The organism is Chryseobacterium piperi, from assembly GCF_002285635.2.
Lineage (GTDB): Bacteria > Bacteroidota > Bacteroidia > Flavobacteriales > Weeksellaceae > Chryseobacterium > Chryseobacterium piperi.
Genome location: NZ_CP023049.2, coordinates 248,646 through 264,819 on the forward strand (window position 1 = coordinate 248,646; position 16,174 = coordinate 264,819).

The window sequence follows — 16,174 nt, forward strand, 5'->3', positions numbered from 1 at the left end:
CGGTAAATGAATACCGGATTATAGGAATGCATGAAAGAAATGAATGGTTAATTAATAATAAGGTCTTTCTCTCTTATTCTGGACCCGAAGAGCGCATAGGAAAGCATAAGCAATTCACAGATGACAGTCAGCATCCAGGTCCATCTCCATGAACCTAATAAATCTGCCAGTCCTCCCTGAAGAAGGGTGAATACGGCTCCACCAAATACGGCAGAGATAAATACTCCTGACGCTTTTGAGGTATATTTGTTTAATCCTTTTATGGACAAAGTATAAATACAGCTCCACATTGAAGAATGTAATAATCCAATGGCTACCAGGTACCAGAGATTTTGGGTGATCATTGAGATAATGGCTAATATAGTGGCCAGAATGGTTGTCGTTGCCAATTGAGTTCTCGCAGAAATTTTACTGAAAAAACTGGAAATAGATCTTCCCACAAGGAACCCGCCCCAATATAAGGTAGATAATAATGCGTGTATTCCTAAATCCATCCCGCCGATGATAATGTCTGTTTTCCCGAAAAATGTAATAGGATGACCGGATTCCATAAGTTCGAAAGCATTCAGATTGATGTTGGCACCAATGGCTACTTCTGTTCCTACATAAAAGAAAATGGCCATTACGCCTAAAGCAAAGTGTCTGAATGACCAGATGCTTCTTTCCAGTTTTTCTCCTGCCGCTGCACGGGTATTTTCAATATCCGGAAGATGAAGTCTTTTCGTAATGATCATAACCGTTATAATACAAATGATTAATACAAAAAGAGGCAGAAGTAATTGTTTGATTTCAATGTTCTCAATAGAAATCCCGCTGAACATCACAATAGTAACAAAAAATGGCGCTGAGGTTGTACCGATTGAATTAATTGCTGTTAAAATATTCAGACGCTGTACCGGTTGAGTTCCTTTCAGAGGATAAGACGCTGCATATGGATTCACCACTACCTGAATAATTGCTGCTGAAGTTCCCATTAAATAGGAGCCGGCAACAAAAATAACGAAGCCAAAAGGGATGATGGCATCGCTTATTTTAAAATCCATGGTTGGGAATTGGTACCCAACCCATGAAGAAAGCAGATACATCAATAACCCGGAGATCATGAAAAACAGGCCTCTCAGAATGGTATTCTTATATCCGAATGCATTCACCCATTTGCTTCCCAAAGTTCCGTTTAGTAAATAGCCTAAAAAGAAAAAGAAAGAAATTAATGTAGTAAATGTATTTTTTAACCCTCCTGCATGAGCAAGAAAGGTGAATTTTAAAGGAGCTTGTAATTGTTCATTAACAGTGGTTAAAAAACCAACGATGAAGTAAATGAAAGTGATGATGGCAAAAGGAAGTATACTGCTGTTGCCAGACTTCATGTTCATAGGTTTTATATCGGAATTTGTTTGCATAATAATACTTTAGTTTAAAATGGATTCCAACACAGGTGTAACACCATTCTCTTTCAACTCTTCTACAAATTTTGTATACCACTTAACGAATACTTCAGCCTTCTTTAAATCAATACTTTTAAAAGGAGATAAACCTAAAAAGTCAATAGACTCATCACTTTGAATTAAAACCTGATCATCAGCTGTAAGCCATGGTTCTCCGATTTCAAAAGATGCTCCATGATCATCGGTCTTATATTTTAAATAATGTCTGTATGAGGCGATCAGAAAGGCCATCCGGATAAGACTCTGTTGATCATTGATCATTTTAGCCAGATTAGGCATGATATAAACCGGGAATTTTGAAACCCCATCAAAGCATAGCCTGCTGACCTGATCACTGACACTGGGGTTAGCGAAACGTTGTATTAATGTTTGTTTATAAAAGTCCAGATCTATGTTTTTAGGAGCTGGTACATACGGCGTAATATCCATATCCATAAAATCCTGAATAAGATGTACAATGTCCGGATCATTCATAGCATCATCTACTTTACGGTATCCTTTAAGAAAAGAGGGATAAGACAGTAGGGTATGAGAAGCATTCAGAAGACTGAGCTTCATATTCTCAAATGCAGTAACATCATCTGTGAATTCTACACCGGTTTCTTCCCATGCAGGCCTTCCTGCGATAAACTGATCTTCGATGACCCATTGTATAAAATCTTCACAATACACAGGTGCTTTATCATCCCAGCCACTATTTTTGTTAAGCTTTTCAATATCTTCAGCAGTAGTTGCCGGAGTAATACGGTCTACCATGCTGTTAGGGAAAGTAACGTTCGTTTTGACCCATGCTGCGAGATCTTGATCCTGAGCTTCTATAAAAGCAGTAAATGCTTTTTTGGCTGTATCACCATTATGCTGCAGATTATCACACGATAGGATGGTAAGACCTCCGACTCCTTTATTTTTACGCTGTCTGAGTCCTTCCGCAATAAAGCCGAAAACGGTTTTAGGAGCAGACGGATTTTTTAAATCATGCTGAATTTCCTCATCATTCAAATTGAACTCGTTCGTTTCCTTGTCTAAATTGTATCCACCTTCAGTGATGGTCAGACTGATGATTTTTACTGAATCTTCAGCAATCTTATCTATAACAGCTTTGGGATCTTCTATTCCCCAGATGAGTTCATTGAGAGATCCAATTATATGTACTTCATCCTGACCATGCCTGCCACAAACGGTAAGCGTATAATCCAGATTTTGAGATCTTAGATTTTGAACTATTTTTTCATCGGAGGGAAGTAAAGCGATTCCACAAATTCCCCATTGCTGTTGGTCCTTATTTTCCAGTAATAAATTGGTATAGTACTGCTGATGGGCTCTGTGGAAATTTCCAACACCGATATGCACGATGCCGGTTGTGATATTTTCCCGTTGATACTGGTACGCGATAGGAGTCATATTACTGTAGTGTTTAATTAAATATTAACGATTTGCTAAACTTATATTAATAAACCTATTACGTGACTATTTTTGTCATGAAATTAACAATGGGAACGTTCCCAAATTTTGGGAACGTTCCCATTTGACTATTTTTTTGCTATTTTTGACAAAAAACACCCCTTGATGAAACGTGTAACAATTAAAGATCTCTCGAAATTTTTGTCATTATCTACCTCTACCATCTCCAGAGCACTGCTTAATGATAAAAATATACATCCTGAAACCCAAAAAAGAGTTCTTCAGGCAGCGGAAAGATTGGGGTATAAACCCAACTCAACGGCCTTAAATCTGAAATATGGAAAATCTAAGAATATAGGGCTCGTCGTTCCGGAAATGATCACTCCCTTTTCTTCAAAGGTACTGAGAGGAATCCAAAACATTTTAGATCCATTAGGCTATAGAGTTATTATTACACAATCCGATGAAAACCCATTAATTGAAAGGAAAAACCTAAAACTTTTAGAAGAATTTAATGTTGATGGTATTATTATTAATCTTTGCCATGAAAGCTTCAATGAAGAAGTATACAGAGAGCTGATCAATCATGAATTACCTATGGTTTTCTTTGACAGAATCCCAGGAAAGTCATTAAACGTTTCAAAAGTGATTGTAGATGACCAGATCAAGGCTTCATTGGTCGTAGAGCACCTGATCAATACCGGAAGGAAAAGAATAGCTCACATTATGGGTCCCCTTACCATAAGAAATGTCACTGAGAGAGCCAACGGATACAAACGGATTCTTGAAAAATACGACATCTCTGATCCTGATTTGATCATACAGACTGACGGGATGACTTTTGAACATGGAAGAAGAGCTGTGCAGGAACTACTGAATAAAAAGATCCCATTTGATAGTATTTTTGCTTTTTCGGATACATTAGCGATAGGCGCAATGAATTATCTTCATGAGCAACATATAAAAATACCACAAGAAGTAGCGATAGCAAGCTTTTCAGGAACTGAGTTGGCTACTATTGTACATCCTCAGCTGACAACTGTGCAGCAGCCTCTGGAAAAAATGGGTGAAACCGCAGCTCAGTTAGTGGTGGAGAAAATAAATAATAAATTGTCTCCCGAGCAAACGATTGTTATGGATACTGAATTGATTTACAGGGCTTCAACACTTTCTGAATAAGAAAGATACGGAGAACCTGAAAATACTCGGTGACAGGAAAAATGCCTCTGGAAAATTAATATAGTATTAATCCAGGATGAATTTATTATAGATACTTTTGTGAAGCTGTTTTACCCGATGCACAATGGCGCAATTCAAAAAGATATATTCTGAATATAAACATAGAGTTTATTTCTTTGTCAGAAAATACATTCAGAGAGATGAGGATGTAGAAGACGTTGTACAGGATATTTTTGTACATGTCTGGAAGCATATGGATAAAGCGAATGATTCTACAGCAATAGAGGCTATCATCTTTAAAACCAGTAAACAGGAAGTCGCTAATTTTTATCGTAAGCATAAACTGGTGCTGGTTTCCTCAGATCAGAATACAATTCCGGAAACAGAGGATGAAACTCCGGATGAGGTGTACACAGAAGAGCAGCTCTCTAAAATAGAACCATTACTGGATGAGCTTCCCCAAAAAACCAAAGAATTATTCATTCGGCATACGGTCGACAATTTAAGTTATTCCCAGCTGGCCAAAGAAAATAATATCTCTAAAGTGGCCATCGGCAAACACATCAACAAGGCGATCAGCTTTTTGAAAATCAATCTCCATTAATTTTTTTTACCTCCGAATATGAACTATTTGTTAAATCTCAAAAGATGAGGTTTACGATTTTGTGTTTCTGCGTATTTACTAATAAATAACCTTTGTAAACTTAATCGAGAATAGATGCCTATGAGTTTAGAAGAAGAATTTGAGAAAAATTGGAAGTCTGTTTCTGAAGAACAGAATCGGATGGATGATATCACAGACCGAAAGACCTGGGCTGGAATTGAGAAAAAGATCCAAAAGAAAAAGTCTGTAAAAAAATTATATTGGGCAGCAGCAGTATTGATTCCTCTTTTTATGCTACTTGCAGTTTTTAGAATGGCAGACTCTGAAGAAGGAGCTAAGACTGTAGATCAATATGTCTATGAAACTTTAGAAAGAGGAAAATCATTCAGGCTTCCGGATGGAAGTATTGTTGAATTGAACCCTTATAGTAAACTTACTTTAGATAAAGGCTTTGGAGATAAAGATCGAAAAATGGTCTTTATGGGACAAGGAAAATTTAATGTTGCTAAGGATAAGGAGAAGCCTTTTAGAATCAATGCAGGAGCATTTAATGTTCAGGTCCTGGGGACCCAGTTTTTTTTAGATCAGAAATCGATTACAAAAAAAGTGGAGCTATTTGAAGGAAAGGTAAAAATAGAGCATGGCAAAATTGTAACCTATCTATTGCCCAAAGAAATCTGGATGAATGATCCCCAACGTCTGGATTATCACTATTATCATCCTGAAAAACAAAGGAGTTTTACTTTTGACCGTTCAGATTATTCCGAAGCAATAAAACAGCTGGAAAATACCTATAATATCAGTATTACCTATCCGGCTCAATTTAAACATAAAAAAGTAAGCGGAGCATTTACCGGAAACCTGAAAGAAGTCCTTTCGGTGATAAGCTTTCCGTTTAACCTTAAACCAGAGAACATCAATGAAAAAGAAATTATATTAAAATAGAAAAGCACCGATATTGGCGTATCGATGCTGATTATTCAATTTAAAAACCGGTAAAAGTTTAAAAATTAACATTTGCGAATTTATGAAAAAAACAGCAATTAGTATTGCTATGCTTGGGATTTTGTGCTCGGCCCAATTATCTTATGCATCAGGAATACGCTCTTCCTTACCCTCTTTGTATGCTGCAACGGAATTGCCCATGACAAAAGTTCTGGAGAAACTCAGCAAAACTACAAAGACTCAGGTATTTTATTCCGTATCCGACCTCGAAGATATTTTGGTGGAAGATCGGAAGATTGATTACAATTCCTTACAAAAGACCCTTAATTATTTGCAGAAAAACTATCCTGTAGAATTTAGTGTTCAGAACAATGTTGTTACGGTCAGGAGAACACCAGGCAGGACAATGGTTAGAAACAATGTCAGTACAGTCGATATTTTAAAAAATGATACCATTCCTGAAAAAGAAAAGAAAATTGATGAAGTGGTATTGATAGGATATGGAAAGCAAAATAAAAAAGATATTTCAGGATCTATTGCCTCTATTGGCCAAAAAGATCTGCAGGGGATAGCTTCAGGAAATTTTGGAGATATGATTGCAGGTAAGGCTACGGGAATTCAGATTACACAGGCAAACGCAAATCCGGGAGCTTCTCCTAATATTCGTATCCGCGGTATTGGAACTTTAACCGCCGGAGCTAATCCTTTGATTGTGGTAGATGGCTTTCCTTTGACAGAAGGCACCAATCTTAATTCTATTGACCCTAATTCCATTGCGACGATTGACATCCTTAAAGATGCTGCTTCTACAGCGATCTATGGATCACGGGGTGCTAATGGCGTTATTTTAATCCAGACAAAAGAAGGGAAAAAAGGTAAGTTGGAATACACACTCGATTCTTATTACGGAATTCAGACAAGAAGTGATAACGAAAAATTTGTGAATGCTTACGATATGGCCACTTTTATGAAGGAAGCAAGGGATAACAACTACCTTTCTAAAGGAGCTAACAGAAGTGCCTCTGATGATAATGCAACAAGAATTTCTAAAGGAGCTACATTAAGAGAGTTGATTCCTGCGTATCTGGCTCCTTATTTAAATAAAGAGAAAGGATTGGTGGATACCGATTGGTATTCGACAGTTCTAAGACCGGCACCTATGAGTAATACCTCACTGAATGTTTTGGGTGGAGATGATAAAACAAAATATTCTTTTACGGGAAGTTATCTGAATCAGCAGGGAATTTTGATTGGAACGGATTATGAGAAATACGCTGGGAATATCAATTTGGTGACCAATATGACGGATAAACTGAAATTCGGAATTTCCATGACGCCTTCTTTTGCACAGGGAAGTCTCTTTGATATGGTGAATGGCGGACGGACCTATAACCTTCTACAAATGGCAACAACCATGTATCCTTTTTTTGCACCTAGAGATAATAACGGTAACCTTTTTATTTCCCAGCAAATAAAAGCCAATACACCTACTGATGGTGCTTTGGTTGAAAACCCTGTTGCTATAGCTGAAATGACCAGGAGAAAATATACTTTGTTTAAAACCTTCGGGAATATATTCGGAGAATGGAATTTTCTGAAAAACTTTAAATATAAAATCTCTGCTGGTGGTGATTATACAAGTTATGAATACAACTTTTTTGATCCCTCAACAGTCGGAAGTTATAGAACGGCAGCACCTGATGTAACTACAGCAAGCAGAACAGAATATATCACAAAGAATTATCTGGTCGAAAACTTACTTACCTATGATAAAAAGATCAACGACCATTCGTTCAACGCTATTGCAGGACAGTCGTATCAACAGGAAGAGTCGAATAAGGTGACGACGCTGGCTGCCGGATTTCCTGATAACAGCATTACCAATATCGGTGGTGGTACCTCTTTTAAAGTAGATGTAGATCAATACAAATGGACGCTTATTTCTTATTTTACCAGATTCAACTATTCTTATCAGGGAAAATACAGCCTGATGGCTTCCTATAGAAAAGACGGATCCTCTCGTTTTGGAGTCAATACGAAATGGGGCGATTTTTACGCGTTGTCTTTAGCATGGACTTTAAGCAATGAAAGTTTCTTTCCTAAGAATACATTTTTAGATCCTCTTAAATTTAGGTTCAGTCTGGGAAGCAACGGAAATAATCAGATTCCTAACTTTGGAGCACTTTCTTTAATGGCGCAGGAAAATTATGTATTTGGAGGAATATTGGCTCCGGGTTACCGTTCTGCTACAGCTCCAAATCCTAATATTTCCTGGGAGAAATCGGAGTCTAAAAACTTCGGAATCGACTTCTCCCTTTTTAACAAATATTTAAATGTCTCTGCAGATTATTATATTTTAAACAGAAACGGATTGCTCTTAGATGTTCCTGTCCCGCAACAATCAGGATACAGTACCTCACTTCAAAACATCGGAAAGCTCAGAAATAATGGACTGGAGATACAATTGTCTTTAAAGCCGTTACATATCGGAGAAAGCTTTGAATATTCCAATAACTTCAATTTTTCGATGAATAGAAATAAAGTGTTGGCTTTAGCGAGCGGACAAACTCAGATCGTTGCCGGAGCCAATAATTTTGCCATCACAAAAGTAGGACAATCTATTGCAGAAATGTATGGATATAACATCATTGGAGTATATAAAACCCAAGCGGAAATTGACAATTCGCCTCATATTACAGGTACCATGGTGGGAGATTATATTATGGAAGATCTGAATAAAGATGGAAAGATCGATGCCAACGATAAGAAGAGCTTTGGCTCGGGAATCCCCAAATACGTTTTGGGTTTTACCAACTCATTCAGGTATAAAAATTTTGAGCTGAACTTTAGCCTGTACAGTGAATTAGGAAGAAAAATATACAATGGGGATATGGTGAGTATTACAGAATCCGGAGAAGGATTTGGCGTTCCGTCACAATATTATTTTGATAACAGATACAATCCGGTAACCAATCCTAATGGAATCTATGCTATGCCCAATATGAACTTTTCGAACAACAGAAAAGAAGCAAGAACGTCAAATATTTTCTTTAAAAACGGAGATTACGTTCGCTTAAGATCTTTAAAACTGGCGTACAATCTTCCGGAGGAATTGGTGTCAGCTTTAAAGGTCAAGTCTATACAACTGTATTTTGTTGGAAATAACCTGTTAACATTTACCTCGTACAGAGGACAAAATCTGGATGCCAATTCGGATAGTATACTCACCCAAGGTTACGATAGCGGATATTATCCGATTGCCAAAGTCTATTCTTTCGGAATGAATATGAAATTTTAATCACTACAGTAATGCATAAATCAAGAAAAATGAAACATATATATATTCCTTTATTCGGTTTACTTTTCCTTCAGTCGTGCTCCTCGGACCTGTTGAATACCTCACCCGAAAGTACCAAAGTGACCGCTAATTTTTATCAGGATGAAGCCCAGCTTGAGCAAGGCGTAAATGCAGTATATGCATCTTTGCAATATAACGGACAATACCAGCTGGCTATGCCTGCTATTGGAGAAATTCCATCCGATAATACTTTTGATGAGGTTCCAGCAAATGATAGCTTTACCTATGGGGAATTTGATTTTTTCACCATTCAGCCTAATAACTCTTTACTGGGAAGTGCATGGAAAGACCATTATGTAGGAATACAGCAGGCTAATATTGTTTTAAACAGAATTGGCGGAATATCTATGGATCAGTCCCTTAAAAATGCCAGAACAGGTGAAATGAAATTTTTACGGGCGCTGATGTATTTTAACCTGGTAAGGACTTTTGGAGATGTTCCGTTAGTAACAAAGGAAACAACAGATGTTAATGAATATTTTGGACAGGGAAGAACCGCTACGGAAAGGGTCTATACTTTTATCGAGACTGAGCTTAAAGCAGCTATTGACCTTCTTCCGGCTACTGCCTCTCAGAAGGGAAGGGTTACAAAAGGTGCTGCTCTGGGGATATTGGCAAAAATTTTAATCACAAGAAATAAATATGCCGAGGCACTTCCTTATTTGCAGCAGATAGAGCCATTAGGATATAGCTTACTTTCTGATGTGACGAAAATTTTTGATCCTGCCAATAAAAATAATGCGGAAATTATTTTTGATGTACAATTTACTTCAGGTTTAAACGGAAATACCGAAGGGAGCCAGACATACCAGATGTTCAGTCCTTCTGGTTTTGTATCAGGAGCAAAAGGGCATAATCTCCCGACTAGAGAGATATACAATATTTTTACTTCAGGAGACTCCAGGAAAAATGCTTTTGTAGGATTGACTCCTAATGGGGTACCTTACAGTAAAAAACTGGTGAAGACTTCCGATGCAATTGTAGATGGAGGAAGTAACATAGTGGTACTACGGCTGGCGGATGTTTACCTTTTGATGGCAGAATGTTATGCAAAAGTGAATGATTTTACCAATTCCAATCTTTATTTAAATAAGATCAAATCCAGAGCAGGAGTAAATTCTGTAAACTTGATCAGTCAACAACAATTGCTTGGCGAGATTGCATTGGAGAGAAGAAAAGAGTTCGTAGGAGAGGGACACCGGTGGTTTGATCTGGTGCGGACAGGACAGGCAGTGTCTGTGATGACTTCCTATTTTCAGAACACTCCCGGCTACAGTACGGCAGTTATCAAAGATTATAATCTGTTGATGCCGGTACCACAGGGACAGATCAATACAGATCCAGCGATCAAACAAAACCCAGGATATTAATTAAAACACTATTAAAATGGATCATAAAATCTTACAATATATACAGAAAGTAAGTTGCTTTTTAGGAATTTTAATTGCTCAGTTAGGATTTTCACAGACGAATTATTTCAAGCAGGGAATACCGGAAGATAAAATTTTAGTTGTTGCTCATAGAGGAGATTGGAGGAACTATCTTGAAAATTCAATCAAAGCAATAGAAGGAGCTATCAGGATGGGAGTTGATATCGTAGAAATCGATTTACAGAAAACCAAGGAGGGACAATTGATTGTGATGCACGATAAACAATTAGACCGTACCACTACTGGTAAAGGAGAAATTTCTGAAACATCACTTGCTGAAATACGACCACTATTTCTTAAAAATGGAGCAGGGATGCCTACCAGAGAAAAAGTACCGACCCTTGAAGAGGTATTGAATTTCATCAAAGGGAAAAGGATTATGCTAAACCTGGATAAAGGCTGGGATTTCATTGAAGAAGTGAGAAGGCTAACCGAAAAAACGGGAACAACAGAGCAGATCATTCTGAAAGGAAACAAAAGAGCTTCAGAATTGAAAAAAGAAGTTGGAAAAAAGCTGGATCATATAATCTACATGCCGATGGTTTGGCCGGAGGATTATAGTATTTATAAAAGAGAAGAAGTGATCAATCCAACTGAATATATTAGAGAGTTTTCTAAAATATTCAATCCTGTTGCCTATGAAGTGATTATTAAAGATGATACCCCAAAAGCAGATGCCTTACTGAAAATGATCCGTGAAGCTCATGCTATGATCTGGATCAATGCCCTGTGGCCGGAGTTATGTGCAGGACACGATGATGATAAGGCTATAGATAATCCCGAAGAAAATTGGGGCTGGATGATTAAAAAGGGCGCTAATATCATTCAAACCGATAGACCTTTAGAACTAATACAATACTTAAAATCAAAAAACTTAAAATATGAAAATTAACAGGTTGATTTATGTATTGATTTTTATTTCAGGCTGGGCTTTAGGACAGAAAAGCATTTCCCTTTCCGGATTTCCCCAGGATAAAATAATGGTTGTCGCCCATCGTGCAGATTGGCGGGAAGCCCCTGAAAATTCTGTTATGGCCGTTAAAAAAGCTATTGAGAAAGGAGTGAATATGGTAGAAATAGATTTGGCGCTGACTAAAGATAATGTGCTCATTTTAATGCATGATACTACCATCGATAGAACGACTACAGGAAAAGGAAAGCCTTCTGATTATACTTTAGAAGAAATAAAAAAATTATATCTGAAGGACGGATTAGGAGTACCTACTCAAATGCAGGTTCCTACCCTTGAAGAAATACTGGATGTGACACAAGGAAAAGTCTTTATCAACTTAGATAAGGCATTTGATTACTTTGATAGAGTATATCCTATTCTGAAGAAAAGAAATCTTTTCGATCAGGTCCTTTTTAAAGGAACGGCAATGTATGAAGAATTTGATAAGAAATACGGGACGATTAAAAATGAAATCCACTATATGCCTATTATAAGGCTCGCTGCAGGTGAAGGTTGGCCTAAAATCAATGATTACCTGAACCATTACCAGGTATATGGGTTTGAGTTCACCTTGGGGTCGGATGAAAGCCACCTGATCAATTTTAAAGAAATTGAAAAAAGAGGAGCCCGTGTCTGGGTGAATTCTTTATGGCCACAACAAAGTGCAGGGCATAATGATGATCTGGTACTTGAAAACCCTGATGTGTATAACTGGTTTGTGGAAAACAATATCAACATTATTCAGACCGACCGTCCAAAAGAATTGATTGATTTTCTAAAACGGAAAAAACTGTATTCATCCGTAAAATAAATGACGATATTCTCAATATTCAGTAAGGGAGCTACTGAAATACAATTGCCTAAGTAATTCTTGGGCAATTGCTTTTTGTAATTGAAATTAAAATTTAGGTAAAAGGTTTGTTACGGTTGATGGATAAAGACTTTTATTAATTATTAAAATCATTATTCTATGGAATGGGTTTTGATAGTTGTATACAAACTATTAAAAATATTAACATATGAACTTAATTATCCGAATTCTGATTACTGCGGCAGTAGCGTTTCTTTTAACAAAAATTCTGCCGGGTGTACATTTTGAAGGGTTTTCAACAGCCATTATTTTTGCGATTGTTTTAGGGGTTTTAAACCTGATCGTAAAACCGGTTTTAAGCATTTTAGGACTTCCTTTAACCATTATCACACTGGGATTATTTGCTTTGGTAATCAATGCACTGATGATCCTTCTTGCTGATTACTTTATAGACAGTATGGTGGTAGATGGGTTCTGGTGGGCATTTATCTTCAGTATCGCCCTTTCCTTTATCACTTCTCTGGCAAACTCTATGTTTTCAGATGCTGATTAAATCAATGTAATATCATTACATCCAATACACAATCCGTCAGTAAAAACTGACGGATTTTTTATTGCAAACTTTCATGATTATTATATAGTAAAAGGATTTTGAGAGATCTGCAAAATCTGCAAGAGCTAAATAAGCATAAAAATATCTGTGTAAATCTGCGAAATCTGTGGGCTAAAAAAATTAACCACAAAAGTCACAAAAGTTTTTAAACACTTTAGTTATTTAAGTTCAATTCATAATGTATAACAAGTACACATAAGCTCCTTAAAAATCAAAGATTTTTATAAGATCTGCGAAATCAGCTCAATCTGCGAGCAAAAAAATAGCATAAACATCTGTGTTAATCTGAGGAATCTGGGGTGAAAAAATTAAACCACAAAAGTCACAAAAGTTTTTAAACACTTTAGTTATTTAAGTTCAATTCATAATGTATAACAAGTACACATAAGCTTCTTAAAAATCAAAGATTTTTATAAGATCTGCGAAATCAGCTAAATCTGCGAGCAAAAAATATCATAAACATCTGTGAAAATCTGTGTAATCCGTAGGAAAATTAAACCATTACTAAAATACTAAGAGATTTCTCCTATGTCGAAATGACAAAAAGTTTCTCGAATTCAATACAGTTAACAATTTCGCAAATCAGCGATTTTACCTTTACCCTTAGAAAAACATATAAGATAATTGTTAATTCCTTCGCCTATTTTTATTTTAAGTACTAAATTTGACAATCTTTGATTTAAACAGGAATTTATGAAACTTAAGCACAGCCTGCTTGCTTTGGCAGCTCCAATTTTAATGAATGCACAACAGCTAATGACACCTGAAATTCTTTGGACTTTGAAAAAAGTTGGAGTACAGGCCGTTTCACCCGATCAATCGTCTCTGATTTATAAAGTAGGACAGGTAGATCTAAAAACAGAAAAAACAAAAAACGAAAATTATTTTCTCAATGTCCTTAATCACCAATCTTCAAAAATAGATTTAGGAAAAAAAGCATTGATTCAATGGGATAAAAATGGAATCTATGCGCAGGAAGGAGAAGTGATTTACCTTTCAAAAGACAATGGTAAAACATGGACGGAATTTTATACGATTGGAGAAGCAGATAATATTGTGATATCTCCTGACGGAAAGAAAATTGCTTTCAGCAAACAGGTTCTCGTTGAAAAATTGATGGGGAAAGATAAATACAGTGATACTCCTAAAACGACAGCTCAGGTATATACAGATCTTAACCACAGACACTGGGATTATTACAATGAAGGAAAGTATAATCATGTTTTTGTAGTGAATGCTTCAGATAAAGTAGATGCTGCAAAAGACTTACTGGACGGTAAAACATGGGATTCACCTCAGAGACCTTTCGGAGGAGCTGAAGATTTTATCTGGAGTCCTGATTCTTCACAGCTTTTGTATGTGACGAAGCCTAAGAGTGGAAAAGAATATGCTACAAGTACCAACACCGATATTTTTGCTTATGACCTGGCGTCAGGTTCTACAAAGAATTTAACAGAAAGCAATAAAGGATATGATGTTAATCCAAAGTTCAGTCCTGACGGAAAATCATTGATTTGGCAGAGTATGGAAAGAGATGGATATGAAGCAGATAAAAATGATATAAAAATCATGGACTGGAAGTCCGGAAAAACTGAAAACCTTACCAAAAATTGGGATGAAAGTGTTTCAGGAAGCGTTTTCTGGGGTGGAGATTCTAAGACCATCTATTTTACAGCAGCATTCAGAGGGACAAAACAATTGTTTTCATTAGATCCGAAAAATGCAAAAGTTCAGCAAATTACGAAAGGAGATTTTGATGTAAATGATATTTTTGCAGATCAGAAAAATACGTTACTTGTAGGAAGAACGGATATAAACCATGCAACAGATTTATTCTCGGTAAATATTAAAAACGGAGAGATGAAGCAGGTTACCGATGTCAATAAAGATATTTATGCAAAACTGGCTCAGGGTAAATCTGAACTGAAAATGGTTAAAACTTCTGATGGAAAAGAAATGGGCGTTTGGTTCCATTATCCACCAAATTTTGATCCCAATAAAAAGTACCCAACTTTAGTATACTGTCAGGGAGGACCTCAATCTGCATTAACTCAATTTTTCAGCATAAGATGGAATTTTGCCCTAATGGCAGCTAACGGATATATTGTAGTAGCGCCTAATCGTAGAGGAATGCCGGGCTGGGGAACAAAATGGAATGAAGCGATTTCTAAAGACTGGGGCGGACAGCCAATGAGAGATTATCTGGCAGCTACCGATTATGCAAAAACTTTACCTTATGTAGACGGAGATAGAGTAGCGGCGGTAGGAGCAAGTTATGGTGGGTACAGTGTATTCATGCTGGCAGGTATCCATGATAACAGATTCAAAACATTTATTGCTCACGATGGATTATTTGATATGAAATCCTGGTATTTGACTACCGAAGAGCTTTGGTTTGCCAATTGGGATATAGGATCACCTTGGGAAAAACCTCTTCCAAAAGCATATACAGATTTCAACCCAAGCAATTTTGTTGAAAAATGGAACAAGCCGATTATGGTCGTTCAGGGAGGAATTGATTTCCGTGTTCCTTATGAGCAAGGACAGGAAGCTTTCCAGGCGGCGAAACTGAGAGGGCTTAAAACAAAATTAGTATACTTCCCGAATGAAAATCACTGGGTGCTTCATCCGCAAAACGGATTGGTATGGCAGAGAGAGTTCTTTGACTGGTTGAAGGAGACATTATAAAAATACATTAAGTATTAAGAGATATAAAACGGGCTAAAGCCCGTTTTTTTATTTTAAAACATTCAATGGCTTTAGCCAAATTTTTTATATTTGATCATGCAAAACCGTATTTCTTCATTTCCTCCTATTATTGATGCCCAATCTGAAATCTTAATTTTAGGTTCTATTCCCGGAGTAAAATCTCTGGAAAAACAACAATATTATGCACATCCTCAGAACAAATTCTGGAGGATCATTTTTAGTTTGTTCAATGATAATTTTACAGAGGATTATTTGGAAAGAGTGAATGTTTTAAATAAACATCATATCGCACTTTGGGATGTTATCGACACCTGTGAAAGAAAAGGAAGCTTGGATTCAGAGATCAAAAATGAAGAAGCAAACCAGATTGCAGAGTTGCTGGAGCAATTTCCGAATATAAAAGCAATTTTTTGCAATGGAGGAAAATCTTACAAGAACCTCCAGAAAGTTTTAGGAAAGAACTATAAGCTTCCTATTGTTTCACTTCCCTCAACAAGCCCCCTTCATACTATTCCTTTTGAAAAGAAACTGGAAGCGTGGGTGAAGATTCTGGAATTTCTGAAATAGCTTGTTGTATTTCTTTTGCCTATTTAACAGATAAAATAATCATAAATATCTGTGCGAATTTGTGTAATCTGTGGTTAAAAAAATAACTATAAAAGTCACAAAAGTTATTTAAAACACTTAAGCTATTTAAGCTCAATTCATAGTGTATAACAAGTACACA

Annotated in this window: 12 protein-coding genes; 10 read left to right on the forward strand and 2 right to left on the reverse strand. The window is 36.6% G+C overall.

Going from position 1 to position 16,174, the window contains the following annotated elements; translation table 11 throughout:
- Nucleotides 1-47: 47 nt before the first annotated feature.
- Both CJF12_RS01205 and CJF12_RS01210 read right to left on the reverse strand, forming a co-directional pair.
- Nucleotides 48-1,400: an MFS transporter gene (locus CJF12_RS01205; RefSeq protein WP_228379106.1), complete on the reverse strand. Its 1,353-nt coding sequence runs from the start codon at nucleotides 1,398-1,400 to the stop codon at nucleotides 48-50.
- A gap of 9 nt (nucleotides 1,401-1,409) precedes the next feature.
- Complete coding sequence (locus tag CJF12_RS01210; protein WP_034686220.1) at nucleotides 1,410-2,846, reverse strand: mannitol dehydrogenase family protein; 1,437 nt, start codon at nucleotides 2,844-2,846, stop codon at nucleotides 1,410-1,412.
- Between the two features lie 165 nt (nucleotides 2,847-3,011).
- On the opposite strand from CJF12_RS01210, the gene CJF12_RS01215 reads away from it, so the two are divergent.
- From CJF12_RS01215 to CJF12_RS01260, 10 genes are all read left to right on the forward strand, one after another.
- Nucleotides 3,012-4,025: a LacI family DNA-binding transcriptional regulator gene (locus CJF12_RS01215; RefSeq protein WP_034686223.1), complete on the forward strand. Its 1,014-nt coding sequence runs from the start codon at nucleotides 3,012-3,014 to the stop codon at nucleotides 4,023-4,025.
- Between the two features lie 124 nt (nucleotides 4,026-4,149).
- Nucleotides 4,150-4,629 (forward strand): RNA polymerase sigma factor, encoded by a 480-nt coding sequence (locus CJF12_RS01220; protein WP_051887347.1) that lies wholly within the window; start codon nucleotides 4,150-4,152, stop codon nucleotides 4,627-4,629.
- Between the two features lie 120 nt (nucleotides 4,630-4,749).
- Nucleotides 4,750-5,574 (forward strand): FecR family protein, encoded by an 825-nt coding sequence (locus CJF12_RS01225; RefSeq protein ID WP_165569123.1) that lies wholly within the window; start codon nucleotides 4,750-4,752, stop codon nucleotides 5,572-5,574.
- 82 nt (nucleotides 5,575-5,656) lie between these two features.
- On the forward strand, nucleotides 5,657-8,872 hold the full coding sequence (locus tag CJF12_RS01230; RefSeq protein WP_034686226.1) for a SusC/RagA family TonB-linked outer membrane protein: 3,216 nt from the start codon (nucleotides 5,657-5,659) through the stop codon (nucleotides 8,870-8,872).
- A gap of 29 nt (nucleotides 8,873-8,901) precedes the next feature.
- A complete protein-coding gene (locus tag CJF12_RS01235) occupies nucleotides 8,902-10,302 on the forward strand; it encodes a RagB/SusD family nutrient uptake outer membrane protein (RefSeq protein WP_051887352.1) in 1,401 nt (466 codons plus the stop codon).
- A 16-nt stretch (nucleotides 10,303-10,318) separates the two neighbouring features.
- The gene (locus CJF12_RS01240; RefSeq protein WP_034686228.1) at nucleotides 10,319-11,254 is read left to right on the forward strand and encodes a glycerophosphodiester phosphodiesterase family protein; all 936 of its coding nucleotides are present in this window, start codon (nucleotides 10,319-10,321) and stop codon (nucleotides 11,252-11,254) included.
- A complete protein-coding gene (locus tag CJF12_RS01245; RefSeq protein ID WP_034686231.1) occupies nucleotides 11,244-12,125 on the forward strand; it encodes a glycerophosphodiester phosphodiesterase family protein in 882 nt (293 codons plus the stop codon). Before CJF12_RS01240 ends, CJF12_RS01245 begins: the two co-directional genes overlap by 11 nt.
- Before the next feature lie 208 nt (nucleotides 12,126-12,333).
- Nucleotides 12,334-12,678 (forward strand): phage holin family protein, encoded by a 345-nt coding sequence (locus CJF12_RS01250; RefSeq protein WP_034686234.1) that lies wholly within the window; start codon nucleotides 12,334-12,336, stop codon nucleotides 12,676-12,678.
- Between the two features lie 753 nt (nucleotides 12,679-13,431).
- Nucleotides 13,432-15,426, forward strand: a complete 1,995-nt coding sequence (locus CJF12_RS01255) for a S9 family peptidase (RefSeq protein WP_034686236.1) — start codon at nucleotides 13,432-13,434, stop codon at nucleotides 15,424-15,426.
- A 96-nt stretch (nucleotides 15,427-15,522) separates the two neighbouring features.
- Nucleotides 15,523-16,014 (forward strand): DNA-deoxyinosine glycosylase, encoded by a 492-nt coding sequence (locus CJF12_RS01260; protein WP_034686239.1) that lies wholly within the window; start codon nucleotides 15,523-15,525, stop codon nucleotides 16,012-16,014.
- The last annotated feature ends 160 nt before the right edge of the window (nucleotides 16,015-16,174 follow it).